Here is a 22,679-nt window from a genome sequence, read left to right on the forward strand (position 1 = left end):
TCCACGCTTTCGACCCTCCCTCAAGGGGAGGGTTCGGCCGCGGAGGATGGGTGGGACGCCCGAGATCTTTGGCAGCCGGCAATCCCTCGATTGCCGGCTTCTTCTTTTCTGGAACCCTCCCCTTGAGGGAGGGTCAAAACCGGCAGATCCGGTTTTGGGGAGGGGTCGCATCCCCGCCACTCGCGCCCAACCGGGAGAAGCCCCAGTTTCTCAAAGCGAGAATCCGCCATCCGACAGATAGACCTGGCCCGTCGTGTAGCGCGACTCGTCGGACGCCAGGTAGATCGCCAGCGAGGCGATTTCCTCGGCGGTGCCGAGGCGGCCCATCGGCTGGCGGTCGATGAACTGCTGGCGGATCTCCTCCACCGTCTTGCCCTGCTTTTCCGCCTGCTCGGCGATGCGGCCGTCGAGCGAGGGCGACTGGATCGTGCCCGGCGCGATCGAGTTCACGCGGATGCCCTGGCGGATGTAGTCGGCGGCGACCGCCTTGGTCAGGCCGACGACGGCGGCCTTCGAGGCGCCATAGGCATAGCGGTTCGGGATGCCGCGCACGGAGCTCGCGCCGGACGAGATGTTGATGATCGAGCCCTCGCCCTTCGCCAGCATGCCCGGCAGGAAGGCGCGGATGGTGCGGTGCATCGCCTTGGCGTTGATGTCGAAGGAGAGATCCCAGTCCTCGTCCGATGTCGTCAGCACCGTGCCGTGATGCACGAAGCCGGCGCAGTTGAACAGGATGTCGACCGGCCCGACCTGCGCCGCCAGCGCATCGACCGCCGCCGTCGAGCGCACATCGAGCGCATGCACCTCGGCGACACCGCCGGCCTTCAGATCCGCTATCAGCTCCGGCTTCAGGTCCGTGGCGATGACATAGGCGCCCTCCGCCGCGAAGGCGAGCGCCGTGGCGTGGCCGATGCCGGCGCCCGCCGCCGTCAGAAAGGCGCGCTTGCCCGTGAGACGTCCCGTCATGAAATTCCTCCCGTGTTCTTGTCGATTGTCTTGAGCATGTGAACGATCGTGCGATCCTCGAGCACCTCCCGCCCTTCGATCGCGTATCCGTGCCGCTGGTACCAGGCGATGTTCTCGACGAGCTTCTCGCCGGTATAGAGCCGCAGCTTCCAGCGCTTGAGATCGCGCGCCCGCGTCTCGGCGAAGTCCAGCAGCCGGTTGCCGACGCCTTGGCCCTGCGCCACCGGCGAGACGGCAACGCTCCAGACCAGCAGGTCCTTCGGCCGCTTTTCGAGCACCAGAAGCCCCCGCGGCGCCATCACCCCGTCCAGCAGCCAGAATTCATGCGTGTCGAACAGCCGGCCATAATCGGCGAGCAGCGGCAGCGGCTCGACGCCCAGCCTGGCGCGGTTCCGGGCATAGGCAGCCTGCTGCAGCGCCTCGATGGCGAGGCGATCGTCCGGGCCGCCGCGACGCGGCGGCCGGTTCACGACGCCGTCTCCGCCCCGCCAGTATCAAGGCTCGCTATCTGCCGTCCCTCGTCGTCGAAATTGGCCGGGTCGAGCCAGGCCTCGAAACCCTGCTTCACGCGCGGCCATTCGCTGTCGAGCATCGAGAACCAGGCCGTGTCGCGGTTGCGGCCCTTGACGATCATGTGCTGGCGGAACGTGCCCTCATAGCGGAAGCCGTAGCGCCGGGCGGCGCGCTGCGACGGCGCGTTGAGATCGTTGCACTTCCACTCGTAGCGGCGATAGCCGAGATCGTCGAAGACATGGCGCGCCAGCAGATACATCGCCTCGGTGGCGCCGATCGTGCGCTGCAACAGCGGCGTATAGAGGATGTTGCCGACCTCGACGACCCGGTCATTCGGCACGATCCGCATCAGCGCCGCATGCCCGACGGCGCGGCCGGTCTTCCTGTCCAGGATCGCGAACAGCAGCGGATCGTCCTTCTTCGCCGCTTCCGCATAGTGGGCGGAAAAGCTTTCATAATCGGCGAAGGGACCCTGCCAGAGATAGGGCCAGAGCCCGTCATTCTCCGGCCCACTGGAGGCGTCGTAGAGATCGCGGCCATGGGCGGCGAGGTCGAAGGGCACGAGGTCGACGAAGCGGCCCTGAAGCGTCACGCGGCCGGGTCTTTCGCCCGGCGTGGTGTCGAGTTCGATGCCGACGGGCAGCGTTGCGGTCGATGTCACGATTGGCTGCCTCTGGCAAAGGGCGCGAAGGCGCGGTTCAGATCGGCGCCGGGCTCGGCCTGCGCCAGTTCGGTCAAGGTGCCGGCCCCCGCCACTTCGCGCGCCAGCCGCAGGAAACCGCCATAGGCGGCGCGGGCAAGCCCGGTCGCGAGCGAAATCCGCCGCACGCCCTGGGCGGCGATCTCCGCGATCGACTGCGCCGGATCGAGCGCGATGACGTTGACCGGCTTGCCGCCCCCCGCCGAAAGCACCGCGGCGGTGGCGGCGGCGTCGAGCTTGCCCGGCACGAACAGCACATCGGCGCCGGCTTCGGCGAAGGCAGCGACGCGCCGGCAGGCCTCGTTCAGCGCATCGGGGTGGCCCACCAGCAGCGCCTCGCTGCGCGCGGTCAGCAGCACGTCCTGCCGCGACGCGTCGATGGCGGCGCGCGCCGCGCGCACGCGGTCGACGGCATGCTCGAAGCCATAGAGCGAACGGTCCGGGGCCATGTCCTCGACCGAGAGGCCGGCGACGCCGGTATCGACGCAGAGGCTGACATTGGTGGCGACGCCTTCCGCGTCATCGGCGAAGGCATTGCCGAAATCGGCGTTCACGGGAAGATCGGTCGCCTCGACGATTTCGCCGACATGCGCCAGCATAACGTCGCGCGACACGGCGCCGTCCGGCAGGCCACGGCTGAAGGCGAAGCCGCCCGAGGTGGTGGCCAGCGCCTTGAAATCGAGCCCCGCGAGCAACCGCGCGCTGCCGATGTCCCAGGGGTTGGGAAGGACGAAGCATCCCGACTCGTGCAGCCTGCGAAAGGCGGCGCGCCGCGCCGATATCGATGTCATCTTTTCCCCTCACCCTCCGACGCCTCGATCCTAGAGCGTTTTCAGGCGAAGTGGAAAGCGGTTTGCGCGGAGAAAGCGCGCTCCTGCAACGCGTTAGCCCTGGCAACCTTGTGTCAGGGGATGCGGCTCAGCGCACGGTCTCGGGCACCGCGATGCCGCGCCGCGCCAGTTCCTCCAGCACGAGGCGAGGGATCGGCCGGCAGCCGCAATGGGCGGTATGGGCCAGATGCCATTCGACGCGCTGGTCGAGCGTCGGGTTTTCCGGCATCGGATTGGCGTCATGCCACACCCGGTTCAGCTTGCTCATGGTTCCCCCCTTGGCGTCAGAAGCGCGTTTCGACGTCCCACTCGTCGCCCAATTCCTCGCGGATGGCGGCGGCGATGGCATGGCCCTCGGCGCGCCATACGATCTCGGCTTCCGGCGAGGCGAAGCGCGTCGCGGTCGGATTGGCCGGATCGAAGACGGCGTCGAAGGCGTCGCCCCAAGCCTCGATCCGGTCGAGCAAATCGTCGGAAAGGTCGAGATCGTCCGGTTCGATGACAAAGGCGGGCTTGTTGTCCGGCACGAGCCAGAAGTGCTCGGCGATGCCTTCCGGCGAAATCCTGAGTTGCGGCAAGGCAGCCTCCGCTTGCATGGCAAAGCGCTATTTAAGCGAAGATGGGGCGCGATGGAATTGGATCCGGGTGGGCTTTTCCGCAAAGGGGGCCAAACGCCGCCGTCGCCCCGGCGAAGGCCGGGACCCATGAACACCGCCGGTGACAACGTCGCGGGATTTGCAACTCGCCGGCGACGTCCCAGCAAGCCCCTCACCCAACCCTCTCCCGCAAGCGGGCGAGGGCTTCCCGCCGGCGCGAGTCATCGACGCGGAGGCGCATGGGAGAGGCCGGAACCGCCCCCTCTCCCGCTTGCGGGAGAGGGCTGGGGTGAGGGTCCCTTACTCCGCCATCTCCAAGGCGAAGGCCGGGGTCCAGGAACACCGGCGGTGAAGCCGCGCTCGACCGTGTGACCCCAGCGCGTCTGGATCCCGGCCTTCGCCGGGATGACGGCGGCGGGTGACGCTGCGCGGATGTCCTTCACCTCTCCCTGAGGGAGAGGTCGACGGCCGCAGGCCGGCGGGTGAGGGTTTACGGCTTCACCGCGACTGGCTGGCCTCACCGGCGCTTGATCCGGATGGTTCCCTAAACCCTCACCCGCAGCTTCGCTCCGACCTCTCCCTCAGGGAGAGGTGAAGAGCCCCCCGAAAACAACATGACCGGCCACGGGGGCCGGTCATGAGGATCTGTCAAAGCGATCCGGAAAGCCGTGGGCTTCCCGGAAGGGCTTAGTGGTTGTCGCGCGGGATACCGTAGGTCTGGTGGACCTTCTGGTACTTGACGGCGGGCTTCAGGACCATGCCGTCGGCGAGCTGGTCGGTCATGGCGCGCTGGATTTCCTGCCACGGCGTCTGGCTCGGCGGCACATGGAAGCCGCCCTGGGCGTTGAGCGCTGCACGGCGTTCGGCCAGTTCCTCATCCGAGATCAGGATGTTGGCCGAACCCTTGTTCAGGTCGATGCGGACGCGATCGTTCATCTTGAGCAGCGCCAGACCGCCGCCGGCGGCGGCTTCCGGCGAGGCGTTGAGGATCGACGGCGAACCCGACGTGCCCGACTGGCGACCGTCGCCGATGCAGGGCAGCGAGAGGATGCCGCGCTTGATGAGCGCTGCCGGCGGCTGCATGTTCACGACCTCGGCCGCACCCGGATAGCCGATCGGGCCGGTGCCGCGGATGAACAGGATGCAGTGCTCGTCGATCTCCAGCGCCGGATCGTCGAGGCGGTGGTGGTAATCCTCCGGGCCCTCGAACACGATCGCGCGGCCTTCGAAGGCCTCGGGATCGCTCGGGTTCGACAGGTAGCGATCGCGGAATTCCTTCGAGATCACGCTCGTCTTCATGATGGCGCTGTCGAACAGATTGCCGCGCAGCACGATGAAGCCGGCATCGTGCACCAGCGCCGTATCGAACGTGCGGATGACGTCGGGCAGCTCGATCTCGGCCTTGCGGCAGTTGTCGCCCATCGTCTTGCCGTTGACGGTCATCGCATTCTCATGGATGAGGCCGTGCTTCATCAGTTCGGAGACGACGGCGGGGACGCCGCCGGCATGCTGGAAGTCTTCGCCGAGATACTTGCCGGCCGGCTGCAGGTTGACCAGCAGCGGCACCTTGTGGCCGACGGTCTGCCAGTCATCGACCGAGACCTCGACGCCGATATGGCGGGCGATCGCGTTGATGTGGATCGGCGCATTGGTCGAGCCGCCGATCGCCGAATTGACGACGATGGCGTTTTCGATCGCTTCGCGGGTGATGATGTCGGAAGGCTTCAGGTCTTCCCAGACCATCTCGACGGCGCGCTTGCCGGTCTCGTAGGCGATCTGTTGGCGCTCGCGATACGGCGCCGGAATGGCGGCCGAACCCGGCAGCTGCATGCCGAGCGCCTCGGCCAGCGAGTTCATCGTCGAAGCCGTGCCCATCGTGTTGCAATAGCCGGTCGACGGCGCGGACGAGGCGACGATCTCCATGAACTCTTCATAGTTGATCTCGCCGGCGGCGAGCCGCTCGCGCTGCTTCCAGACGACGGTGCCCGAGCCGGTGCGCTCGCCCTTGTACCAGCCGTTCAGCATCGGGCCGACCGAAAGCGCAATCGCCGGGATGTTGACGGTGGCAGCCGCCATCAGGCAGGCCGGGGTGGTCTTGTCGCAGCCGATCGTCAGTACGACGCCGTCGAGCGGGTAGCCGTAGAGCAGCTCGACCAGGCCGAGATAGGCGAGGTTGCGGTCGAGTGCCGCACCCGGGCGCTTGCCGGTTTCCTGGATCGGATGGACGGGGAATTCCATGACGATGCCGCCCGCCTCGCGCACGCCTTCGCGAACGCGCTCGGCCAGCACCAGGTGGTGGCGGTTGCACGGCGACAGGTCCGAACCGGTCTGGGCGATGCCGATGATCGGCTTGCCGGACTGCAGTTCCTTGCGCGTCAGGCCATAGTTCAGATAGCGCTCCATGTAGAGCGCGGTCATGCCGGGATTATCCGGATTATCGAACCAGGACTGCGAACGAAGCTTGAGCGGCGTGTTGGACGACATGGTAAGAGGCTCCCGGAAAATCGAGTTTGATTTTGGCGTGAGGATGCGCTGAAACATCATACGAAATCAAGGATCGTCTGATCCCGGCGCGCAACAAAATCAGCCGCCGCAAGGACATACCCAGGGAGGCTACATATGTTCCAGACAGTCGCCAATTTCGATCGCATCGGCGAGGAGAACGCCTTCGCGGTGCTCGCCCGCGCCACCGATCTCGCCCGCCAGGGCCGCGACATCATCAATCTCGGCATCGGCCAGCCCGACTTCAAAACGCCGGAGCATATCGTCGAGGCGGCGGTGAAGGCGCTGCGCGACGGCGAGCATGGCTATACGCCGGCGACCGGCATCCTGCCGCTGCGCGAAGCGGTCGCCGCCGACGTTGCGAAGCGCACCGGCGCGCCGGTCTCGCCCGACAATGTCGTGGTGGTGCCGGGCGGCAAGGTGACGATGTTCGCGGCGATCCTGATGTTCGGCGAACCCGGCGCCGATATCCTCTATCCCGATCCCGGCTTCCCGATCTACCGCTCGATGATCGAGTTCACCGGCGCCAATCCGGTCGCCGTGCCGATCCGCGAGGAGAACGGCTTCGCCTTCTCCGCCGAGGAGACGCTGGCGCTGATCACGCCGAAGACCCGCCTGATCATCCTGAATTCGCCCGCCAACCCGACCGGCGGCGTCACGCCGAAGAGCGAGATCGACAAGCTCGTCGCCGGCCTCGCCAAGTGGCCCAATGTCGCGATCATGTCCGACGAGATCTACGGCCAGATGATCTATGACGGGCTGGAGCACACCTCGCTGCTCTCCTATCCCGAGATCCGCGACCGCGTCATCCTGCTCGACGGCTGGTCAAAGACCTATGCCATGACCGGCTGGCGTATGGGTTATTCGGTCTGGCCGACGGTGCTGGTCGACAAGGTGCGCAAGCTCGCCGTGAATTGCTGGTCCTGCGTCAACGCGCCGGCGCAGTTCGCCGGCCTCGCCGCGCTGACCGGCCCGCAGGACGCGGTGCATGCCATGGTCGCGGAATTCGACCGTCGCCGCCATGTCGTGGTCGAGGAGATGAACAAGATATCGGGCGTTTCCTGCGCGACGCCGAAGGGCGCGTTCTACGCGTTCCCGAACATCAAGGCGACGGGCTGGAAGGCCAAGCCGCTCGCCTCCGCTCTGCTGGAGCAGGCCGGCGTCGCCACGATCGGCGGCCCGGATTTCGGCATCCATGGCGAAGGCTATATCCGCCTCTCCTACGCCAACTCGACGGAAAACATCCGCAAGGCGATCGCCCGCATCGACGAATTCCTGCAGGCGAACATCAAGGCGGCCTAAGCGGGCTGGGGGATGGGGCGACAGGCCCCTTCCCTTCACCTCTCCCTGAGGGAGAGGTCGGAGCGAAGCTCCGGGTGAGGGTTTAGGGACCTATCCGAATAGAGTTCCGACGCGCCAGGCTGGATGAGACCGTAAACCCTCACCCGCCGCACTGCGTGCGTCGACCTTTCCCTCAGGGAGAGGTGAAGCAAGCGCCGTCATCAGCACCAAACCCTCTCCCGCATGCGGGAGAGGGTTTTTTTGCGAGGACTCGCCCCTTACGCCGCCGCGCCGGCGATCACCCGCTCGATCTCACTCTTGAGCCCGTTATCGAGGCCAAGGCGGGCGGCGAGCATGTCGAGATAGGCGCGCTCGGCCGGATGGTCAGGATCGATCGCCAGCAGCGACGCGGCATAAAGCTCGATCGCGTGCTCGGGGCCTGTTGCCGAATTCACCACCTTGTTGATGTCTAGCGGGCCAGCGAGCTCCTGATTGAGGAAATCACGCTCCTCGGCCGACAGGCCGCCCTCGCCAAGCTTGCCGAGGATCTTCTGCTTCTCCTCGGCGTCGATCGTGCCGTCGGCCTTGGCCGCGGCGATCATCGCCGAAACGATCGTCAGCGCCATCGCATCGGGGCCACCCGGCGCGTTGGCCGGATGGAAGGGCGAATCCGCGGGTGGCAGTGCCGCTGGGGTTCCGGCCGACGCCGGGGCAGCCGGCGCGTCGGGATTGTTGATCTTGTATTGCTGGAACGCCTTGTAGGCGAGCGTGCCGATCGCGGCGAGGCCGCCCAGCGTCAGCGCATCGGCCTTGAGCTTCGGGCCCTTGCCGCCGAACAGCACCGCGGCGAGACCGCCGGCCGCCGCCGTCGACAGGCCGGGATTCTGCTTGGCGTATTCCGTGACCTTGCCGACCACGTCGCCGAGGCCGCCACGCGACCCGCCGGCGGCCGAGCCGCCGCCATTGCCGCCCATGATGCCGCCGAGCAGGTCGCCGAGACCGCCAGCGCCGGCTCCACCGGCCGCACCGCCGCCCGCGCCGCCGAGCATGCCGCCCAGAAGGTCACCGAGGCCGCCGGATCCGGCGCCAGGCGAAGACGGCTGACCGCCGCCGCCGCCGAGCGAGCCGCTCATCCGGCTGAGATCACCGAGGCCGCCCTGCCCCTGGCCGCCGCCTTGCCCGGTCGTCGCGCCGAGTAGCTGGTCGAGAATGCTCTTGCCGTCGATCATCTCACTCTTCCCTATCCAAAAAGCCGCGCCAATGCGCCTTGGGGGAAGTAGTGAGCACCGGTTGCCACGACAAGGCAAGATCCCGCCTCGACGATCAAAATCATCGCGACGAAATCGATGGCGGAAAAGGAAAGGCCGCCCCTGCTCTGCGCAGATGCGGCCTGACGAACTCGTTGTGATTGCTGCGAAACGATTGGCTTTGCCGGCGAAGACTTTGGAGTGCCCTCCCCGCAAGCGGATGAGGGAAGCGCCAGATCGCGGGCTCAGGCGGCGCGCAGCTCGAAGGCTTCGCGCGCCAGGGTGGTGATCGCAGCCCAGTCGCCGGCCGCGATCGCGCTTGCCGGCGCGACCCACGAGCCGCCGACGCACATCACGTTGGGCAGCGACAGATAGCTCAGCGCATTCTTCAGGCTGACGCCGCCAGTCGGGCAGAACATCAGGCCCGGCAGCGGCGACGACAGCGCCTTCAGGTAGGGCGCGCCGCCGGCCTGCTCGGCCGGGAAGAACTTCGCCGCGCCATAGCCTTCCTCGAGCAGGAACATCGCCTCGCCGGCCGTGGCGACGCCCGGCAGCAGCGGCACGGGCGAACCGGCCGCATGCGCGATCAGCTTCGGGCTGGCGCCGGGGCTGACGAGGAAGGTCGAGCCGGCCGCGACGGCCTCGTCGAACTGCTTCGGGTTGAGGATCGTGCCGGCGCCGACATTGGCGCCTTCGACCTCGGCCTTGATGGCGCGGATGCAGTCGAGCGCGGCCGGCGTGCGCAGCGTCACTTCGAGCGCCGTCAGGCCGCCGGCGACCAGCGCCCGCGCGAGCGGTACGGCGGTCTTGATGTCATCGATGATCAGCACCGGAACAACCGGCGCGGCTTTCACGATCGGGAGGAGAGCGGTGAGGTTCTGGGTCATGAGTGTGTTTCTAACCAATGGGTCGGCGGAGCGGAAGAGCGATCTGGCGCTTTCCCATTCGGACACCGAAGAAAAGGGGGAGGCGGTCAATGGATCCTCCCTTTGGGCCCCGCTGTGACGGGCGCCTCAGGCGGATGGTCCATGATACGGAGCGCCCCTTCACCTCTCCCATGGGGAGAGGTCGGAGCGAAGCTCCGGGTGAGGGGATGCGATTTCTACGGTGAGGTTTCAACCCCTCACCCGCCGGCCTGCGGCCGTCGACCTCTCCCCATGGGAGAGGGGAAGGGCAACTCCGGTCGCCGTCAGCCGGACGCAAAACCCTCACCCCGCCCTCTCCCGCGTGGCGGGAGTGCCTCAGCCGCCCTGTTCGCAGCCTGAAAATCTGTCTGCAGGTCTCGATATCCGACATCCTGAGGAGGCTTGCGCAGCAAGCCGTCTCGAAGCCTGCCTAGGGGCCGGGCTTGATGCCGGCGCCGCCCTGCGTGCTTCGAGACGGCCCTTCGGGCCTCCTCAGCATGTTGAGGATGGTGGTTCTCCAAGGTTATCCGCAGGGGGAGGTGAGGCAGAGCGCCCGCTAGCCACAGGGCCGAGGCCGGGCGCGGCCTCCCCCCCTCTCCCGCCGCGCGGGAGAGGGCTGGGGTGAGGGTCTTACTTCCCTTCCCTTCCTTCCCGAAAACTCCCTCAAGAAAATCCGCGCCACTTGTCGAAACCTTGCTGCCTCGTTCGTCGAGGTTTCATCGGCGGCGGAAGGCAAGCCTCGCGACCGCCCAACTTCCTTGGAGGGGTTCGCAGCATGAGCAATTTCCAACGCTGGCTCGTCGTCTTCGCAGGCGCGCTGATGGGCTGTGTCGCCGTCGGCACGATGTTCTCGCTCGCCGTCTTTCTCGATCCGATGTCGCTCGAGACCGGCTGGTCCCGGGCCGGCATCTCCAGCGCCATGACGCTCAACTTCCTGGTCATGGGCGTCGCCGGCATCGCCTGGGGCACGGCCAGCGACCGCTTCGGGCCCGGCATCGTCGTGCTGATCGGGTCGCTGCTGCTCGGACTGGCGCTGGTGCTGGCGAGCCGGGCGACCTCGCTGCTCGCCTTCCAGCTGACCTACGGCATTCTCGTCGGCCTCGCCGCCAGCGCCTTCTTCGCGCCCGTCACCGCGGCGGTGACCGGCTGGTTCACCACCCATCGCAGCCTCGCCGTCTCGCTGGTCTCGGCCGGCATGGGCATGGCGCCGATGACGATCTCGCCCTTCGCACGCTGGCTGATCACCGCCTATGACTGGCGCTTCGCCATGCTCGCCATCGGCATCGGCACCTGGGTTGTGCTGCTGCCTGCGACGCTGATGTTGCGGCGGCCTCCGGCAGCGCCTGCCCCAGCCCTGGCGGGGGCGCCGGCCGTCGAATCCGGCGGCATGGCCATGCGCGAGGTGCTGCGCTCGCCGCAGTTCTGGATTCTCGGGCTCACCTTCTTCGCCTGCTGCGCGGCCCATTCCGGCCCGATCTTCCACATGGTGAGCTATGCCATCGTCTGCGGCGTCTCGCCGATGGCGGCCGTCAGCATCTACAGCGTCGAGGGGCTGGCCGGGCTCGGCGGTCGCATCCTGCTCGGCGTCGGCGCCGACCGGCTCGGCGTCAAGCCGGTGCTGGTGGCGGGCCTGCTGGTGCAGGCGATCGTCATCGCGGCCTACAGCGTCGTTGGCCAGCTCGAGCAGTTCTACCTGCTCGCAATGATCTTCGGCGCTGCCTATGGCGGCGTGATGCCGCTCTATGCGGTGCTGGCGCATGATTATTTCGGCCAGAAGAATCTCGGCGCCGTGCTCGGGGCCGCGACGATGCTGTCGAGCGTCGGCATGGCGCTCGGGCCCTGGATCGGCGGCTGGATCTTCGACACCTTCCAGAACTATGCGTGGCTGTTCATCGGCTCGTCGATCGTCGGCCTCGGCGCGGTGGCGATCGCCCTCGCCTTCCCGCCGCTGCCCCGCCGGCGGTTTCAGCCGGCTTGAGGGCAAGAAAAGGCCCCTCACCCCGACCCTCTCCCGCACGCGGGAGAGGGTTGGGTGAGGGTCTTGCTTGCCGGCCGTGAGGGCTTTGCTCGCTGGCGGCGACGATCCAGTCTCCAGAACTTCCGGCCCATCCATCCCCTCCGCCATCATCCTGAGGCGCTTCGCGAAGCGAAGCCTCGAAGGAGGCTCCAGGGGGCAATTGCTGGAATTCGACGAAGTCCTATCCGTCTCCAGAAGGGATTTCCCTGGACCCTCCTTCGAGGCCCGGCTGCGCCGGGCACCTCAGGATGATGGTCGAGGTTTTCGAATTGTGAGCCCGCCCCTCAGGAGCGCACCCGCCCCTCACCCCGACCCTCTCCCGCACGCGGGAGAGGGAGCCCGCCTGCGCCCTTCCCCGGCATCGTGAAAGGCGCCGGCCGAAAAGCCCTCGCCCGCTTGCGGGAGAGGGTTGGGTGAGGGCCTTGCTTACCGTCAATGACGGTTTTGCTCGCTGGTGGCGACGATCCTAACCTCCGGAACCTCCATCTCCATCCGCCCCCTCCGCCATCATCCTGAGGCGCTTCGCGAAGCGAAGCCTCGAAGGAGGCTCCAGTGGGCAACCACCGGAATTTGACGACCCTTATTCGTCCCCAGAAGGGATTTCCCTGGACCCTCCTTCGAGGCCCGGCTGCGCCGGGCACCTCAGGATGAGGGTCGAGGTCTTCGAATGGCACTCGAGAGAGGATCGCGTTTCCGGCCTGAGCGACCCAGCATTCAACGACCGATCAGGAACGCACCCGCCCCGCAACACCCGCCCGATCCCAGTTCAGGCCGGCGATGCGGGGATCGGCCACGAAGGTCTCGCGCGGGAACTCCACCGCCTGGCGCGGAAACTCGCAGAGCGCCTGCACGCCGCTGGCGCTCAGACGCATGCGCCAGGTCTGGCGGTCGCCGGGAACCGGGCGCGCAAAGGCGCGGCACATCAGGATCGCCAGATTGCCGCCGCCCGCCGGATCGCGCACCGACCGGTAGCGGATCATGTCGGCATCGGCCGCGCGGGCGGCCTCGGCGAAGGCCTGGCAGCCCTCATAGTCGGTGCGGTTTGTCCAGATCGCCGCGTCGTCGGATAGGGGCGGCGCAGTGAGGTCGAGCAGGCGCCCGGTCGCCACCTCGGCGGAAAAGGCCGTGTATTCGGCCGCATCCTTCGGCCAGGGGGTGGCCGGCGACTCCGCGAAGAACAGCAGCCGGTAGAAGGCCATCTCGGCCACGGCCGTCTTTGGGTCCTCGGCGGCGTAATAGACGCCGAGCGTCCGTCCCGCGCGGCGGAAGCGCGAGCCATAGGGATAGATCGAGCCATAGCGGAACGGCGTCGCCAGCAGGAAATCGAGATGGCGGCACTCCGGCGGAATCGCCGGCTTGGCCGCCTCGATCAGGTCTTCCAGCAGGGCCTGCTCGGCCAGCGTATCGGTCAGCTTGAGCGTCGAAACCCGATGCTGCGCCTCGACCAGGCGCCAGCACGGTCCGGCGAAACTGCGGAACTCAGACGAGAGCTCGACGCGCGTCCAGATAGGCGATGACATCGACCAGCCCGCTCACGGTTTGCAGCTTCTCGATCGGCCGGGCGTCGAGGACGAGATTGGGATTGTCCAGCCAGGCCTTGGCGACGGCGCCATCGCCGCCGACGATCGCGTCGAGCGAGCGGAACAGGCGGATGAACAGAATGGCGAGTTCGAACGGCTTGGTGCCCGGCTCGAGCCGGAACTCGTCGCGCCGCATCCGCGATACCGTCGCCTCGCTGACGCCGATCGTCGCCGCCAGTACCCGCGCGGTCAGGCGCAACTGGTCCGCGGCGCGAAGGGCCGCCTTGGTGATGACCGGACCGGCCTCGGGCCGGGCAGCAGGTTGAAGCTTCAGCATCGCCATTTCCTTTCCAGAGGAAATATAGGTCAAAATTCTTTCCATGGAAAGGATGGATCGCTCCGATCTTGTGTGCGGCCTCGCGCGGATTGACCCGGCGCAGGGCAGGCTCTATCGCATTCGGACAACCGGCAGAGCCCGCCGTCCCCGCGATCCCGGAGCGTTTCCTTGCCCTCTATCGAAGAAAGCCTGTTCGCGGCGGTCGCACTATCCTCCGCCCGCGTGACGCCCTTCCCTCAGGGTCCATTCCGCTTCTTCGCGCTGGATGTCGAAACGGCCAACAATCACCGCGGCAGCATCTGCCAAATCGGCGTCGCCTGCGTCCGCCCGGACAACAGCATCGAGACCTGGGTGACCCTGGTCAATCCGCAGACCCGAATCTGGCTCTGGAGTGGCCTGCACGGCATCACGGCCGAGAGGGTCGAGGGCGCGCCGACCTTCGCGGATGTGCTGCCGGTGCTCGAGGTGGCGCTGCGGGGCCACACGGTCTACCAGCATTCCGGCTTCGACCGCAGCGCCGTCGCCGCCGCCTGCGCCGATATCGACCTCGTGGCTCCCGCCTGGCAATGGCACAACAGCGTCCAGGTGGCGCGCGCAGCCTGGCCCGAGCTGAAGGGCAATGGCGGGCATGGCCTTGCCAGCCTGAAGGCGCATCTGGGCCTTCGGTTCAACCACCACGACGCCGGCGAAGACGCGCGCGCCGCGGCGGAAGTGGTCCTGCACGCCGAGGGCGTCCGGGCGAAGGCAGCCAGCACCGCGAGCCGTGGCGATCTCGGCCGAAGCCCGTCCACGCCCTCGCGGCTTTCGATCTCGGCGCAGCTCGAAGCAATCGAATCGCAGCAACGGCATATCGGCGTGTCGCAGCTGACGGAAGGCAACCTGAAGCACAAGCACATCTACCTGAAGGACTTCTTCGATCGGTTTCCGGCCGATGCGATCGGCGGCTCGAACATGGCCGAGGCCGCCAGTCGCGAGATCCGCATCCATTGGGGCGGCGGCGTGATCGCCACCGATCTCGATGGTTCGAAGAAGCTGTTTCGAAAGCGAGCTTGGGTAAGTGCGTTCTTTGACACAAGTGGCGCGCAGGCCGGCGACTGGGTCTCGATCTCCGAGATAGGCCCTTACAGCTATCGGATTTCCTGTCACCCCACCGACACGATCGACTGAGTGCGCGACAATTGACCCGGCGCATCACAGCCTCTATCGCATGCGGCAGTGCACAATCCGCAAAGCAGGGGCGCCGAACGGGCCATGATCGTGCTGGAAGGCGTCAGCCATGATTTCGATGACAGGCCTGTCCTGGTCGAGATCGACCTCGCCCTGCCCGAGCGGCGCATCGGCATCGTCGGCGCCAACGGGTCCGGCAAGAGCACCTTTGCGCGCCTGCTGAACGGCCTGGTCCTGCCGAAGATCGGCCGCGTGCTGGTCGACGGCGTGGATACGAAGAAGGACGTCAAGGCGATCCGCCGCAAGGTCGGCTTCGTGTTCCAGAACCCCGACCACCAGATCGTCATGCCGATCGTCGGCGAGGATCTTGCCTTCGGCCTCAAGGCACGCAAGGTGCCGAAGGCCGAGATCGCCAGCCGCATCGACGCGGCGCTGGCCCGCTACAATCTCGGCGATCTGCGCGAACGGCCGGTGCATCTGCTTTCCGGCGGCGAGAAGCAGCTGGTGGCGCTCTCCGCCGTGCTGGTCACCGACCCCGAGATCGTCGTCTTCGACGAGCCGACGACCCTGCTCGACCTCCGCAACCGCAACCGGGTGGCGGCCGCCATCGATGCGCTGCCGCATCCGGCCCTCGTGGTCAGCCACGATCTCGATCTGATCGCCGGCTTCGAGCGCATTCTGATGATCGAGAATGGCCGCGTCGCCGCCGACGGCCTGCCCTCCGAGGTGCTGCCCTTCTATCGCGAGCGGATGCGATGACGATCGGGCTCTATCACCCCGGCCATTCGCCGCTACACCGGCTTTCCGCCGGCGCCAAGGTCGCGGGCCTGCTAGTCGCCTCGCTGGCGCTGTTCCTCACGCCCTCGATCTGGCTCGCCTTTTTGAGCGTGCCGGTCGCCTTTGCGGTCTATCTCTCGACCGGCGCGCCCTTCCGCCAGTTGATGGCGCAATTGCGCGGTCCGGCGATCCTGCTCGGCCTCGTCTTCGTCTTCCACCTGCTGTTTGGCTCGGTGGCAGATGGCCTGCTGGCAGTAGCCCGTTTCGCCACCCTGATCCTGCTCGCCAGCGCCGTGACGCTGTCGACGCCGATTTCGGAAATGGCGGAACTGGTCGAGTGGGGGCTCGGCCCGCTGAAGCCGATCGGCGTGAATCCCGAGAAGGTCGGGCTCGCCATCGCGCTCGCCATCCGCTTCGTGCCGCTGATCTCGGAGGAATTCCGCCATATCCGCGAGGCGCAGGCCGCGCGCGGGCTCGCCGCCAATCCGTTGGCGCTGATCGTGCCGCTCGTCATCCGCACGCTGAAATCCGCCGACGAACTCGCCGACGCTATCGAGGCGCGCGGCTATGAGCGCTAAGGCGGACGAGGAGAACCTACCCTCACCTCTCCCTGAGGGAGAGGTGAAGTAAAGCGCGGGCGTCTTGGCAGACGACTTCTGCGACGGAGTTTGAAACGAGTGACAAATCGGGATAGGGGACCCAATCCAATGACCAAGGACGTATCGACCCGCGACATCGTCTATATCGCGCTGTTCGCGGCCCTGATGGCGGCGATCAATCTAGTGCCGGCCATCCAGGTCGGCTTCCTGCCGGTGCCGATCACCGCGCAGACGCTCGGCGTCATGCTGGCGGGATCGCTGATCGGCGCCAAGCGCGGCGGCCTCGCCATCCTGCTGTTCGTGCTGTTGGTCGCGCTCGGCCTGCCGCTGCTCTCCGGCGGTGCCGGCGGCCTGTCGGTGTTCTTCGGCCCGACCGCCGGCTTCATCCTGTCCTGGCCGATCGCCGCCTTCGTCACCGGCTGGCTGACCGAACTGAACTGGCGACGGATGAATACGGTCTGGTTCTTCGTCTTTTCTGTCATTGGCGGTATCGGCATCGTCTACCTGATCGGCATCCCGTGGCTGGCCATGGTCGCCAAGCTGTCGCTCTGGGATGCGACCAAGGGCTCGATGATCTTCGTGCCGGGCGATCTGATCAAGGCCGGCGTCGCCGCCGTCATCGCCGAGACGGTGCGCCGCTCCTACCCGCTGATGCAGACGGTGCGATAACGCGGCGTTACCGGATGGCTAACAGGATCGGCGCTGTTAACCGGCGCCGATCCCCCAGCTTTCAGCGATTAGTTCGACCGAGCGCAGCCGCGCCGAATGGTCGTAGACGTCCGAAACCAGGATCAGTTCGTCGGCGCCCGTCTCCTTGACCAGCGCGTCGAGGCCGGCGCGGACCGTCGAAGGTGACCCGACGATCGAACGGGCCAGCATGCCCATCGCCTGCGCCTTCTCCATGGGTGACCAATAGGTCTCGATATCGTCGATCGGTGGCTTGGAAAGCCCCCGCGCGCCGCGGAACATGTCGGTAAACGACATCTGCTGCGTCGTCGCCAGCCGGGTCGCCTCGGCATCCGTCTCCGCCGCGATCACATTGACGCCGACCATGGCATAGGGCCGGTCGAGCTGTTCCGACGGCTTGAAGCGGCTCTTGTAGATCTCCAGCGCCGGCAGCAGCAGGTCGGGCGCGAAATGCGAGGCGAAGGCATAGGGAAGGCCGAGTTCGGCCGCCAGCATCGCGCCGAAATTGCTCGATCCGAGGATCCAGAGCGGCACCTCGGTGCCCGCCGCCGGCACGGCGACGATGCGTTGGTCCGGTCCGGCCGGCGCCAGAAACGCCTGCAATTCCAACACGTCCTGCGGAAAGTTCTCGGCATTGCCAGGCGAGCGGCGCAGCGCCCTGAGCGTCATCTGGTCGGTGCCAGGCGCGCGGCCGAGGCCCAGATCGATGCGGCCGGGAAAGAGCCTGGCGAGCGTGCCAAACTGCTCGGCGATGATGTAGGGCGCGTGGTTCGGCAGCATGATGCCACCGGCGCCGACGCGGATCGTCTTCGTTCCAGCCGCGATATGGGCGAGCACGATCGAGGTCGCGGCACTGGCGATGCCGTGCATGTTGTGATGCTCGGCCACCCAGATGCGGTTATAGCCCCATCGTTCGGCATGGGCGGCGAGGTCGCGGGCATTGTCGAGCGCGCCCCGCGCATCCGTCTCTTCCGTCACGCGTACGAGTTCGAGAATGGACAAGGGCGTCATGGCAATCCCCAATCATGCGGCAAAGGCCGGAAAAGACTTCGCCCGGCCGAGGTCGGCCGGGCGATAACATTCGTTAGATCCGCATCTTAGCGAGCGACGCGGACGCCGATCGCGATCGGCTGTTCCAGGAGGCTCGTCTCCGAGACGAAGCCTTCCGGCTGGTCGTCGGTCGGGCGCAACGTCTCGGCCAGCGTCTCGGCGCGGATCGTCTCTGCATGGTCGACGAGCACGTCGCCGAGGCCGTTGGCGATCTTCACCTCGATATGGATGCGGTCAGAAACATTGAGGCCGGCATCCTTGCGCGCCACCTGCACCAGGCGGATGAAGTCGCGCGCCACGCCTTCGCGCTCGAGCGCTTCATCGACATGCGTATCGAGCACGACCACGCCGGCGGCGCCATCGAAGGCGACCGCGTCCAGGCCTTCATTGGCCTTGAAGCGCAGCTCGTATTCGCCGGGCTCGATGGTCTGGCCCGCCACCGCATAGCGGCCGCCGCCGAGATCTTCCCATTGGCCGGCCCGCGCCGCGTTCAGCACGTCCTTCAAGCCCTTGCCGAGCCGCTTGCCGATCTTCGGATCGACGGCGAGCACGACCTGGCCGAAGGCGGACGGGTCGACCGCCAGCACGACTTCCTTGACGTTGACCTCGTCGGCGATGACGTCCTTCAGCAGCGCCAGCTTCTCGAAGCCCGGATGGGCGACGGTGAGCCGGCGGAGCGGCAGGCGCGTGCGCAGGTTCTTGACGGTGCGGATCGAGGCGGCGGCGGAGGCTACCGTGCGGGCGAGATCCATGCGCTCGACCAGCGCCTTGTCGTCGACCAGCGCCGAAGCATCCGGCCAATCGGCCAAGTGCACGCTTTCGCCATTCACCAGAGCGCGATGGATATGCTCGGTCAGGAACGGCAGGAACGGCGCCAGGGCACGCGTCATCGTGACGAGCACGGTGTAGAGCGTGTCATAGGCCGCCTGCTTGTCGGCGTCCTTCTCGGCCTTCCAGAAGCGCTCGCGCGACCGGCGGATGAACCAGTTGTTCAGCGCCTCGATGAAGGGCGGGAACGCGCTGGTGGCGCCGGCGAGATCGAGCTTCTCCATCGCCGCGTCGATGCCGCGGATCAGATCCGCGGTCTTGGCGAGGATGTAGCGGTCGAGTTCGGCCTCGGCGGTGGTGACCATCCGGCCCTTGATGCCGTCGATATTGGCGTAGAGCGTGAAGAACGAATAGGCGTTCCAGATCGGCAGCAGGACCTGGCGCACGGTCTCGGCGATCGTGCGGCCGTCCTTCGGCATGGCGAGATCGCCGCCGGAAAGCAGCGGCGACGACACCAGATACCAGCGCAGCGCGTCGGCGCCGTAGGTGTTGAACACCTCGATCGGGTCCGGATAGTTCTTCAGCCGCTTCGACAGCTTCTGCTTGTTCTCGTCGAGCACGACGCCATGGCAGATCACCGAGCGGAACGGCGCCTTGTCGAACAGGGCCGTCGACATCACCATCAGCGTGTAGAACCAGCCGCGCGTCTGCGCGACATATTCCACGATGAAATCGCCCGGGAAGTGGCTCTCGAACCAGTCCTTGTTCTCGAACGGGTAATGCACCTGCGCGAACGGCATCGAGCCGGATTCGAACCAGCAATCCAGCACGTCCTCGACGCGGCGCATGACCGACTTGCCGGTCGGATCGTCCGGGTTCGGGCGGGTCAGGTCGTCGATATAGGGGCGATGCAGGTCATGCGGGCGCACGCCGAAATCGCGCTCGATCTCGTCGATCGAACCATAGACGTCGAGGCGCGGATAATTCGGATCGTCCGACTTCCAGACCGGGATCGGCGAACCCCAGAAGCGATTGCGGCCGATGTTCCAGTCGCGGGCATTCTCCAGCCACTTGCCGAACAGGCCGTCCTTGATATGGCCCGGCACCCAGTCGATGCCCTGGTTGAGCTCGACCATGCGGTCCTTGAAGGCCGAGACCTTCACATACCAGGAGCGCAGCGCCTTGTAGATCAGCGGCTGGTCGGTGCGCCAGCAATGCGGATAGTTGTGGTCATAGGTCTCGTGGCGCAGCACGGCGCCCTGGGCCTTGACGTCGCGGATGATGTCCTTGTTCGCCTCGAAGACGTTCACGCCCTGGTAGGGCGGCGTCAGCTCGGTAAAATTGCCGGCGAAGTCGACGGGGTCGACGACCGGGATGCCGTTCGACTGCGACAGCGCCATGTCGTCCTCGCCGAAGGCGGGAGCGATGTGGACGACGCCGGTGCCGTCGGTCATCTCGATGAAGGCGGCCGCATGCACGCGGAAAGCGCCCGCTTCGCGCTCGCCGGCGAAGAAGGGGAACAGCGGCTGATAGGTGCGGCCGACAAGATCGGCGCCCGAAACCGTTCCGACTTCGGTGAAGTCGGCCAGTTCATGCGCATAGTTCGCGACCAGCGGCGCGCCGAGGATGACGCGCTGACCGTCCTTTTCCAGCACGGCGTAGTTGGCATCGGCCTTGACCGCGAGCGCCATGTTGGACGGCAGGGTCCAGGGCGTCGTCGTCCAGGCGAGCAGGCGCGTCGGCACGCTCTCGCCGGCGACCGGGTCGAGCAGGAAGCCGACCGTCAGCGCCGGGTCCTGGCGCATGCGGTAGGAATTGTCGAGGCGGGTCTCGAAGTTCGACAGCGGCGTCTGCGCGGCCCAGCTATAGGGCACGACGCGGTAGCCCTCATAGATCAGGCCCTTGTCGTGCAGCTGCTTGAACGCCCACATGGTGCTCTCCATGAAGGAGAGATCCATCGTCTTGTAATCGTTCTTGAAATCGACCCAGCGCGCCGAACGGGTGACGTAATATTCCCAGTCCGACGTGAACTGCTGCACCGAGGTGCGGCAATGCTCGTTGAAGCGCGCCATGCCGTATTTCAGGATCTCGAGACGTCCGGAAACGCCGAGTTCCTTTTCCGACTGCAGCTCGGCCGGCAGGCCATGGCAATCCCAGCCGAAACGACGATCGACGACCTTGCCGCGCATCGTCTGATAGCGCGGCACCAGATCCTTCACGAAGCCGGTGACGAGATGGCCGTAATGGGGAAGGCCGTTGGCGAAGGGCGGTCCGTCATAGAAGACGAATTCCGACGCGCCCTGCTCCCGGCGCTGCTCGATCGAGCGTTCGAAAATCGTGTTCTCCTTCCACCACGCGCCGATCGCTTCCTCGATCTTCGGGAAGGACGGCGACGGCTCGGCGGCGGGATAGACGGTCTTCGGCTCGGTCATGGCGAATGTCTTTATTCTGGCGGAAAACGGCAGCGAATTCCGGGACGGAAATTGGCGCCTTCGATAGCGCCTTTGCGGCAAGGGCGCCACCCCCAGGGGGCAGCGCAGATATGGGAGGCGACGGGCAAGGTTGTAAGGGTCGGCATGGACCGACCGTATGGAAGGCAAGAAAGACCCTCACCCTACCCTCTCCCGCAGGCGGGCGAGGGTAGGGTGAGGGTCTTCGACTTAGCCGACCTTCGGAGAAATCCGGTTGACGTGCCCCATCTTGCGGCCCGGCCGGCTTTCGGCCTTGCCGTAGAGATGCAGCCGGGCGCCGGGCTCGGCAGCAAGAGCCGCCCAGTCGTCGGCCTCGGCGCCGATCAGATTGGTCATCACCGCGTTGGAATGGCGCTCGGTCGAGCCCAGAGGCCAGCCGGCGATCGCGCGGATGTGGTTCTCGAACTGCGAAACGATGCAGCCATCCTGCGTCCAGTGACCGGAATTGTGCACGCGCGGCGCGATCTCGTTGACGATCAGCCGTTCGCTGCCCTCTTCCTCGACCACGAACATCTCGACCGCCAGCAGCCCGACATAATCGAGCGCGCTCGCCACCTTGGCCGCGATCTCCCGCGCGGCTTCGGTGGTGGCGGACGAAAGCTGCGCCGGCACCGTGGAGGTCGCGAGGATATGGTTGCGGTGCACGTTCTCGACCGTGTCGTAGACCGACGTCTCGCCGTCCCGGCCGCGCACGACCAGCGCCGAGACCTCGCGGACGAAGGTGACGAAGCCTTCCAGCACCGCCGGCCGGCGGCCGATCGCCTCCCAGGCCGCTGCCACGTCATCGCCGGCGCGGATCGCCACCTGGCCCTTGCCGTCATAGCCGAACCGGCGCGTCTTCAGGATCGACGGGCGGCCGAGCGCTTCGAGGGCGGCTTCCAGGGACGCGAGATCCTCGACCTGCGCAAAGGGCGCCACCGGAATGCCGAGGCTCTGCATCAGCTCCTTTTCGGTGAGGCGGTCCTGCGACACGGCCAGCGCATGCGGGCTCGGCAGGACGTCGACCTGCTCGGCCAGGAAGGATGCCGTGTCGGCCGGCACGTTCTCGAACTCATAGGTGACGACGTCGACCGAGCCGGCGAACGCCGCGAGCGCCGACTGGTTCTCGTAGGCCGCCGTGGTCCGCGCCGCGACGACGTCGAAAGCCGGGCTCTCGCCGTCGGGGCGATAGACATGGCAGCGGAAGCCAAGTTCGGCCGCGGCCGTGGCCAGCATCCGGCCCAGTTGTCCACCACCGAGAATGCCGATGGTCGAGCCGGGCGGCAGCATCTTTTCAGAGGTCATCCGAAGGGCTTTCCGCAACCCGCGCAGCCTGGGCAGCGCGCCAATCATCGAGACGCGCCGCAAGGGCCGCGTCGTTGAGGGCGAGGATCGCGACGGCGAGCAGCGCCGCGTTGATCGCGCCGGCCTTGCCGATCGCCAGCGTGCCGACGGGAATGCCGCCCGGCATCTGCACGATCGAAAGCAGGCTGTCCTGGCCGGAGAGCGCCTTGGATTCGACGGGGACGCCCAGCACCGGCAGCGGCGTCATCGCCGCGCACATGCCAGGCAGATGCGCCGCGCCGCCGGCGCCGGCGATTACCACCTTAAAGCCCTTGTCGCGCGCCGTCTTCGAGAATTCGATCAACCGGTCGGGCGTCCGGTGCGCCGAGACGATCCGGTCGTCATGCGCGACGCCGAGCGCATCGAGCGTCTCGGCCGCGTGCCGCATCGTCTGCCAATCAGATTGGCTGCCCATGATGATGG

At 66.7% G+C, this 22,679-nt stretch carries 21 protein-coding genes; 6 read left to right on the top strand and 15 right to left on the bottom strand.

Annotation, left to right across the window (positions count from 1 at the left end):
- Positions 1 to 210: 210 nt before the first annotated feature.
- The 7 genes from ACHMWQ_RS23650 to ACHMWQ_RS23680 form a co-directional block, all read right to left on the bottom strand.
- Entirely contained in the window at positions 211 to 966 is a 756-nt protein-coding gene (locus ACHMWQ_RS23650) for an SDR family oxidoreductase (protein WP_396309347.1), read from the bottom strand.
- Positions 963 to 1,436 (bottom strand): GNAT family N-acetyltransferase, encoded by a 474-nt coding sequence (locus ACHMWQ_RS23655; RefSeq protein ID WP_396309348.1) that lies wholly within the window; start codon positions 1,434 to 1,436, stop codon positions 963 to 965. The genes ACHMWQ_RS23650 and ACHMWQ_RS23655 overlap by 4 nt, the downstream gene beginning before the upstream one ends.
- Positions 1,433 to 2,140 carry a GNAT family N-acetyltransferase gene (locus ACHMWQ_RS23660; protein ID WP_396309349.1) on the bottom strand — a complete coding sequence of 236 codons (708 nt, stop codon included), beginning with the start codon at positions 2,138 to 2,140 and terminating at the stop codon, positions 1,433 to 1,435. The genes ACHMWQ_RS23655 and ACHMWQ_RS23660 overlap by 4 nt, the downstream gene beginning before the upstream one ends.
- Positions 2,137 to 2,970, bottom strand: a complete 834-nt coding sequence (locus ACHMWQ_RS23665) for an isocitrate lyase/phosphoenolpyruvate mutase family protein (RefSeq protein WP_396309350.1) — start codon at positions 2,968 to 2,970, stop codon at positions 2,137 to 2,139. The genes ACHMWQ_RS23660 and ACHMWQ_RS23665 overlap by 4 nt, the downstream gene beginning before the upstream one ends.
- A 127-nt stretch (positions 2,971 to 3,097) precedes the next feature.
- Positions 3,098 to 3,277 carry a hypothetical protein gene (locus ACHMWQ_RS23670; RefSeq protein WP_396309351.1) on the bottom strand — a complete coding sequence of 60 codons (180 nt, stop codon included), beginning with the start codon at positions 3,275 to 3,277 and terminating at the stop codon, positions 3,098 to 3,100.
- Positions 3,278 to 3,293: 16 nt separating this feature from the next.
- Positions 3,294 to 3,587: a hypothetical protein gene (locus ACHMWQ_RS23675; protein ID WP_354551470.1), complete on the bottom strand. Its 294-nt coding sequence runs from the start codon at positions 3,585 to 3,587 to the stop codon at positions 3,294 to 3,296.
- A 705-nt stretch (positions 3,588 to 4,292) separates the two neighbouring features.
- Positions 4,293 to 6,089, bottom strand: coding sequence for an IlvD/Edd family dehydratase (locus ACHMWQ_RS23680; RefSeq protein ID WP_354551471.1), 1,797 nt, complete (start codon positions 6,087 to 6,089; stop codon positions 4,293 to 4,295).
- Between the two features lie 135 nt (positions 6,090 to 6,224).
- Between ACHMWQ_RS23680 and ACHMWQ_RS23685 the strand changes: the two genes are divergently transcribed.
- The gene (locus tag ACHMWQ_RS23685; protein ID WP_396309352.1) at positions 6,225 to 7,409 is read left to right on the top strand and encodes a pyridoxal phosphate-dependent aminotransferase; all 1,185 of its coding nucleotides are present in this window, start codon (positions 6,225 to 6,227) and stop codon (positions 7,407 to 7,409) included.
- A gap of 257 nt (positions 7,410 to 7,666) precedes the next feature.
- Here the strand turns inward: ACHMWQ_RS23685 and ACHMWQ_RS23690 are convergent, their stop codons facing one another.
- Both ACHMWQ_RS23690 and ACHMWQ_RS23695 read right to left on the bottom strand, forming a co-directional pair.
- A complete protein-coding gene (locus tag ACHMWQ_RS23690) occupies positions 7,667 to 8,617 on the bottom strand; it encodes a tellurite resistance TerB family protein (protein WP_396309353.1) in 951 nt (316 codons plus the stop codon).
- Positions 8,618 to 8,880: 263 nt separating this feature from the next.
- The gene (locus ACHMWQ_RS23695) at positions 8,881 to 9,522 is read right to left on the bottom strand and encodes a 2-dehydro-3-deoxy-phosphogluconate aldolase (RefSeq protein ID WP_396309354.1); all 642 of its coding nucleotides are present in this window, start codon (positions 9,520 to 9,522) and stop codon (positions 8,881 to 8,883) included.
- A 793-nt stretch (positions 9,523 to 10,315) separates the two neighbouring features.
- On the opposite strand from ACHMWQ_RS23695, the gene ACHMWQ_RS23700 reads away from it, so the two are divergent.
- Complete coding sequence (locus ACHMWQ_RS23700; RefSeq protein ID WP_396309355.1) at positions 10,316 to 11,518, top strand: MFS transporter; 1,203 nt, start codon at positions 10,316 to 10,318, stop codon at positions 11,516 to 11,518.
- Positions 11,519 to 12,282: 764 nt separating this feature from the next.
- Here the strand turns inward: ACHMWQ_RS23700 and ACHMWQ_RS23705 are convergent.
- Entirely contained in the window at positions 12,283 to 13,077 is a 795-nt protein-coding gene (locus ACHMWQ_RS23705; RefSeq protein WP_396309356.1) for an RES family NAD+ phosphorylase, read from the bottom strand.
- On the bottom strand, positions 13,037 to 13,414 hold the full coding sequence (locus ACHMWQ_RS23710) for an antitoxin Xre/MbcA/ParS toxin-binding domain-containing protein (RefSeq protein ID WP_396309357.1): 378 nt from the start codon (positions 13,412 to 13,414) through the stop codon (positions 13,037 to 13,039). The genes ACHMWQ_RS23705 and ACHMWQ_RS23710 overlap by 41 nt, the downstream gene beginning before the upstream one ends.
- A gap of 168 nt (positions 13,415 to 13,582) precedes the next feature.
- Here ACHMWQ_RS23710 and ACHMWQ_RS23715 point away from each other — a divergent pair, with 168 nt between their 5' ends.
- The 4 genes from ACHMWQ_RS23715 to ACHMWQ_RS23730 all read left to right on the top strand — a co-directional run bounded on the left by ACHMWQ_RS23715 (position 13,583) and on the right by ACHMWQ_RS23730 (position 16,626).
- Entirely contained in the window at positions 13,583 to 14,581 is a 999-nt protein-coding gene (locus tag ACHMWQ_RS23715; RefSeq protein ID WP_396309358.1) for a 3'-5' exonuclease, read from the top strand.
- 84 nt (positions 14,582 to 14,665) lie between these two features.
- Complete coding sequence (locus tag ACHMWQ_RS23720) at positions 14,666 to 15,340, top strand: energy-coupling factor ABC transporter ATP-binding protein (RefSeq protein ID WP_396309359.1); 675 nt, start codon at positions 14,666 to 14,668, stop codon at positions 15,338 to 15,340.
- Positions 15,337 to 15,936 carry an energy-coupling factor transporter transmembrane component T family protein gene (locus tag ACHMWQ_RS23725; RefSeq protein WP_396309360.1) on the top strand — a complete coding sequence of 200 codons (600 nt, stop codon included), beginning with the start codon at positions 15,337 to 15,339 and terminating at the stop codon, positions 15,934 to 15,936. The genes ACHMWQ_RS23720 and ACHMWQ_RS23725 overlap by 4 nt, the downstream gene beginning before the upstream one ends.
- 129 nt (positions 15,937 to 16,065) lie before the next feature.
- Positions 16,066 to 16,626 carry a biotin transporter BioY gene (locus tag ACHMWQ_RS23730; RefSeq protein WP_396309361.1) on the top strand — a complete coding sequence of 187 codons (561 nt, stop codon included), beginning with the start codon at positions 16,066 to 16,068 and terminating at the stop codon, positions 16,624 to 16,626.
- Positions 16,627 to 16,662: 36 nt separating this feature from the next.
- Here the strand turns inward: ACHMWQ_RS23730 and ACHMWQ_RS23735 are convergent, their stop codons facing one another.
- The 4 genes from ACHMWQ_RS23735 to purE form a co-directional block, all read right to left on the bottom strand.
- Entirely contained in the window at positions 16,663 to 17,655 is a 993-nt protein-coding gene (locus ACHMWQ_RS23735) for an LLM class flavin-dependent oxidoreductase (protein WP_396309362.1), read from the bottom strand.
- Positions 17,656 to 17,741: 86 nt separating this feature from the next.
- Positions 17,742 to 20,894 carry an isoleucine--tRNA ligase gene (gene ileS / locus ACHMWQ_RS23740; RefSeq protein WP_396309363.1) on the bottom strand — a complete coding sequence of 1,051 codons (3,153 nt, stop codon included), beginning with the start codon at positions 20,892 to 20,894 and terminating at the stop codon, positions 17,742 to 17,744.
- Between the two features lie 228 nt (positions 20,895 to 21,122).
- The gene (locus ACHMWQ_RS23745) at positions 21,123 to 22,217 is read right to left on the bottom strand and encodes a 5-(carboxyamino)imidazole ribonucleotide synthase (RefSeq protein WP_396309364.1); all 1,095 of its coding nucleotides are present in this window, start codon (positions 22,215 to 22,217) and stop codon (positions 21,123 to 21,125) included.
- Positions 22,207 to 22,671, bottom strand: coding sequence for a 5-(carboxyamino)imidazole ribonucleotide mutase (purE, locus tag ACHMWQ_RS23750; protein WP_396309517.1), 465 nt, complete (start codon positions 22,669 to 22,671; stop codon positions 22,207 to 22,209). The genes ACHMWQ_RS23745 and purE overlap by 11 nt, the downstream gene beginning before the upstream one ends.
- Positions 22,672 to 22,679: the final 8 nt, after the last annotated feature.

Source organism: Kaistia sp. UC242_56 (assembly GCF_044452255.1).
Classification (GTDB): domain Bacteria; phylum Pseudomonadota; class Alphaproteobacteria; order Rhizobiales; family Kaistiaceae; genus Kaistia; species Kaistia defluvii_A.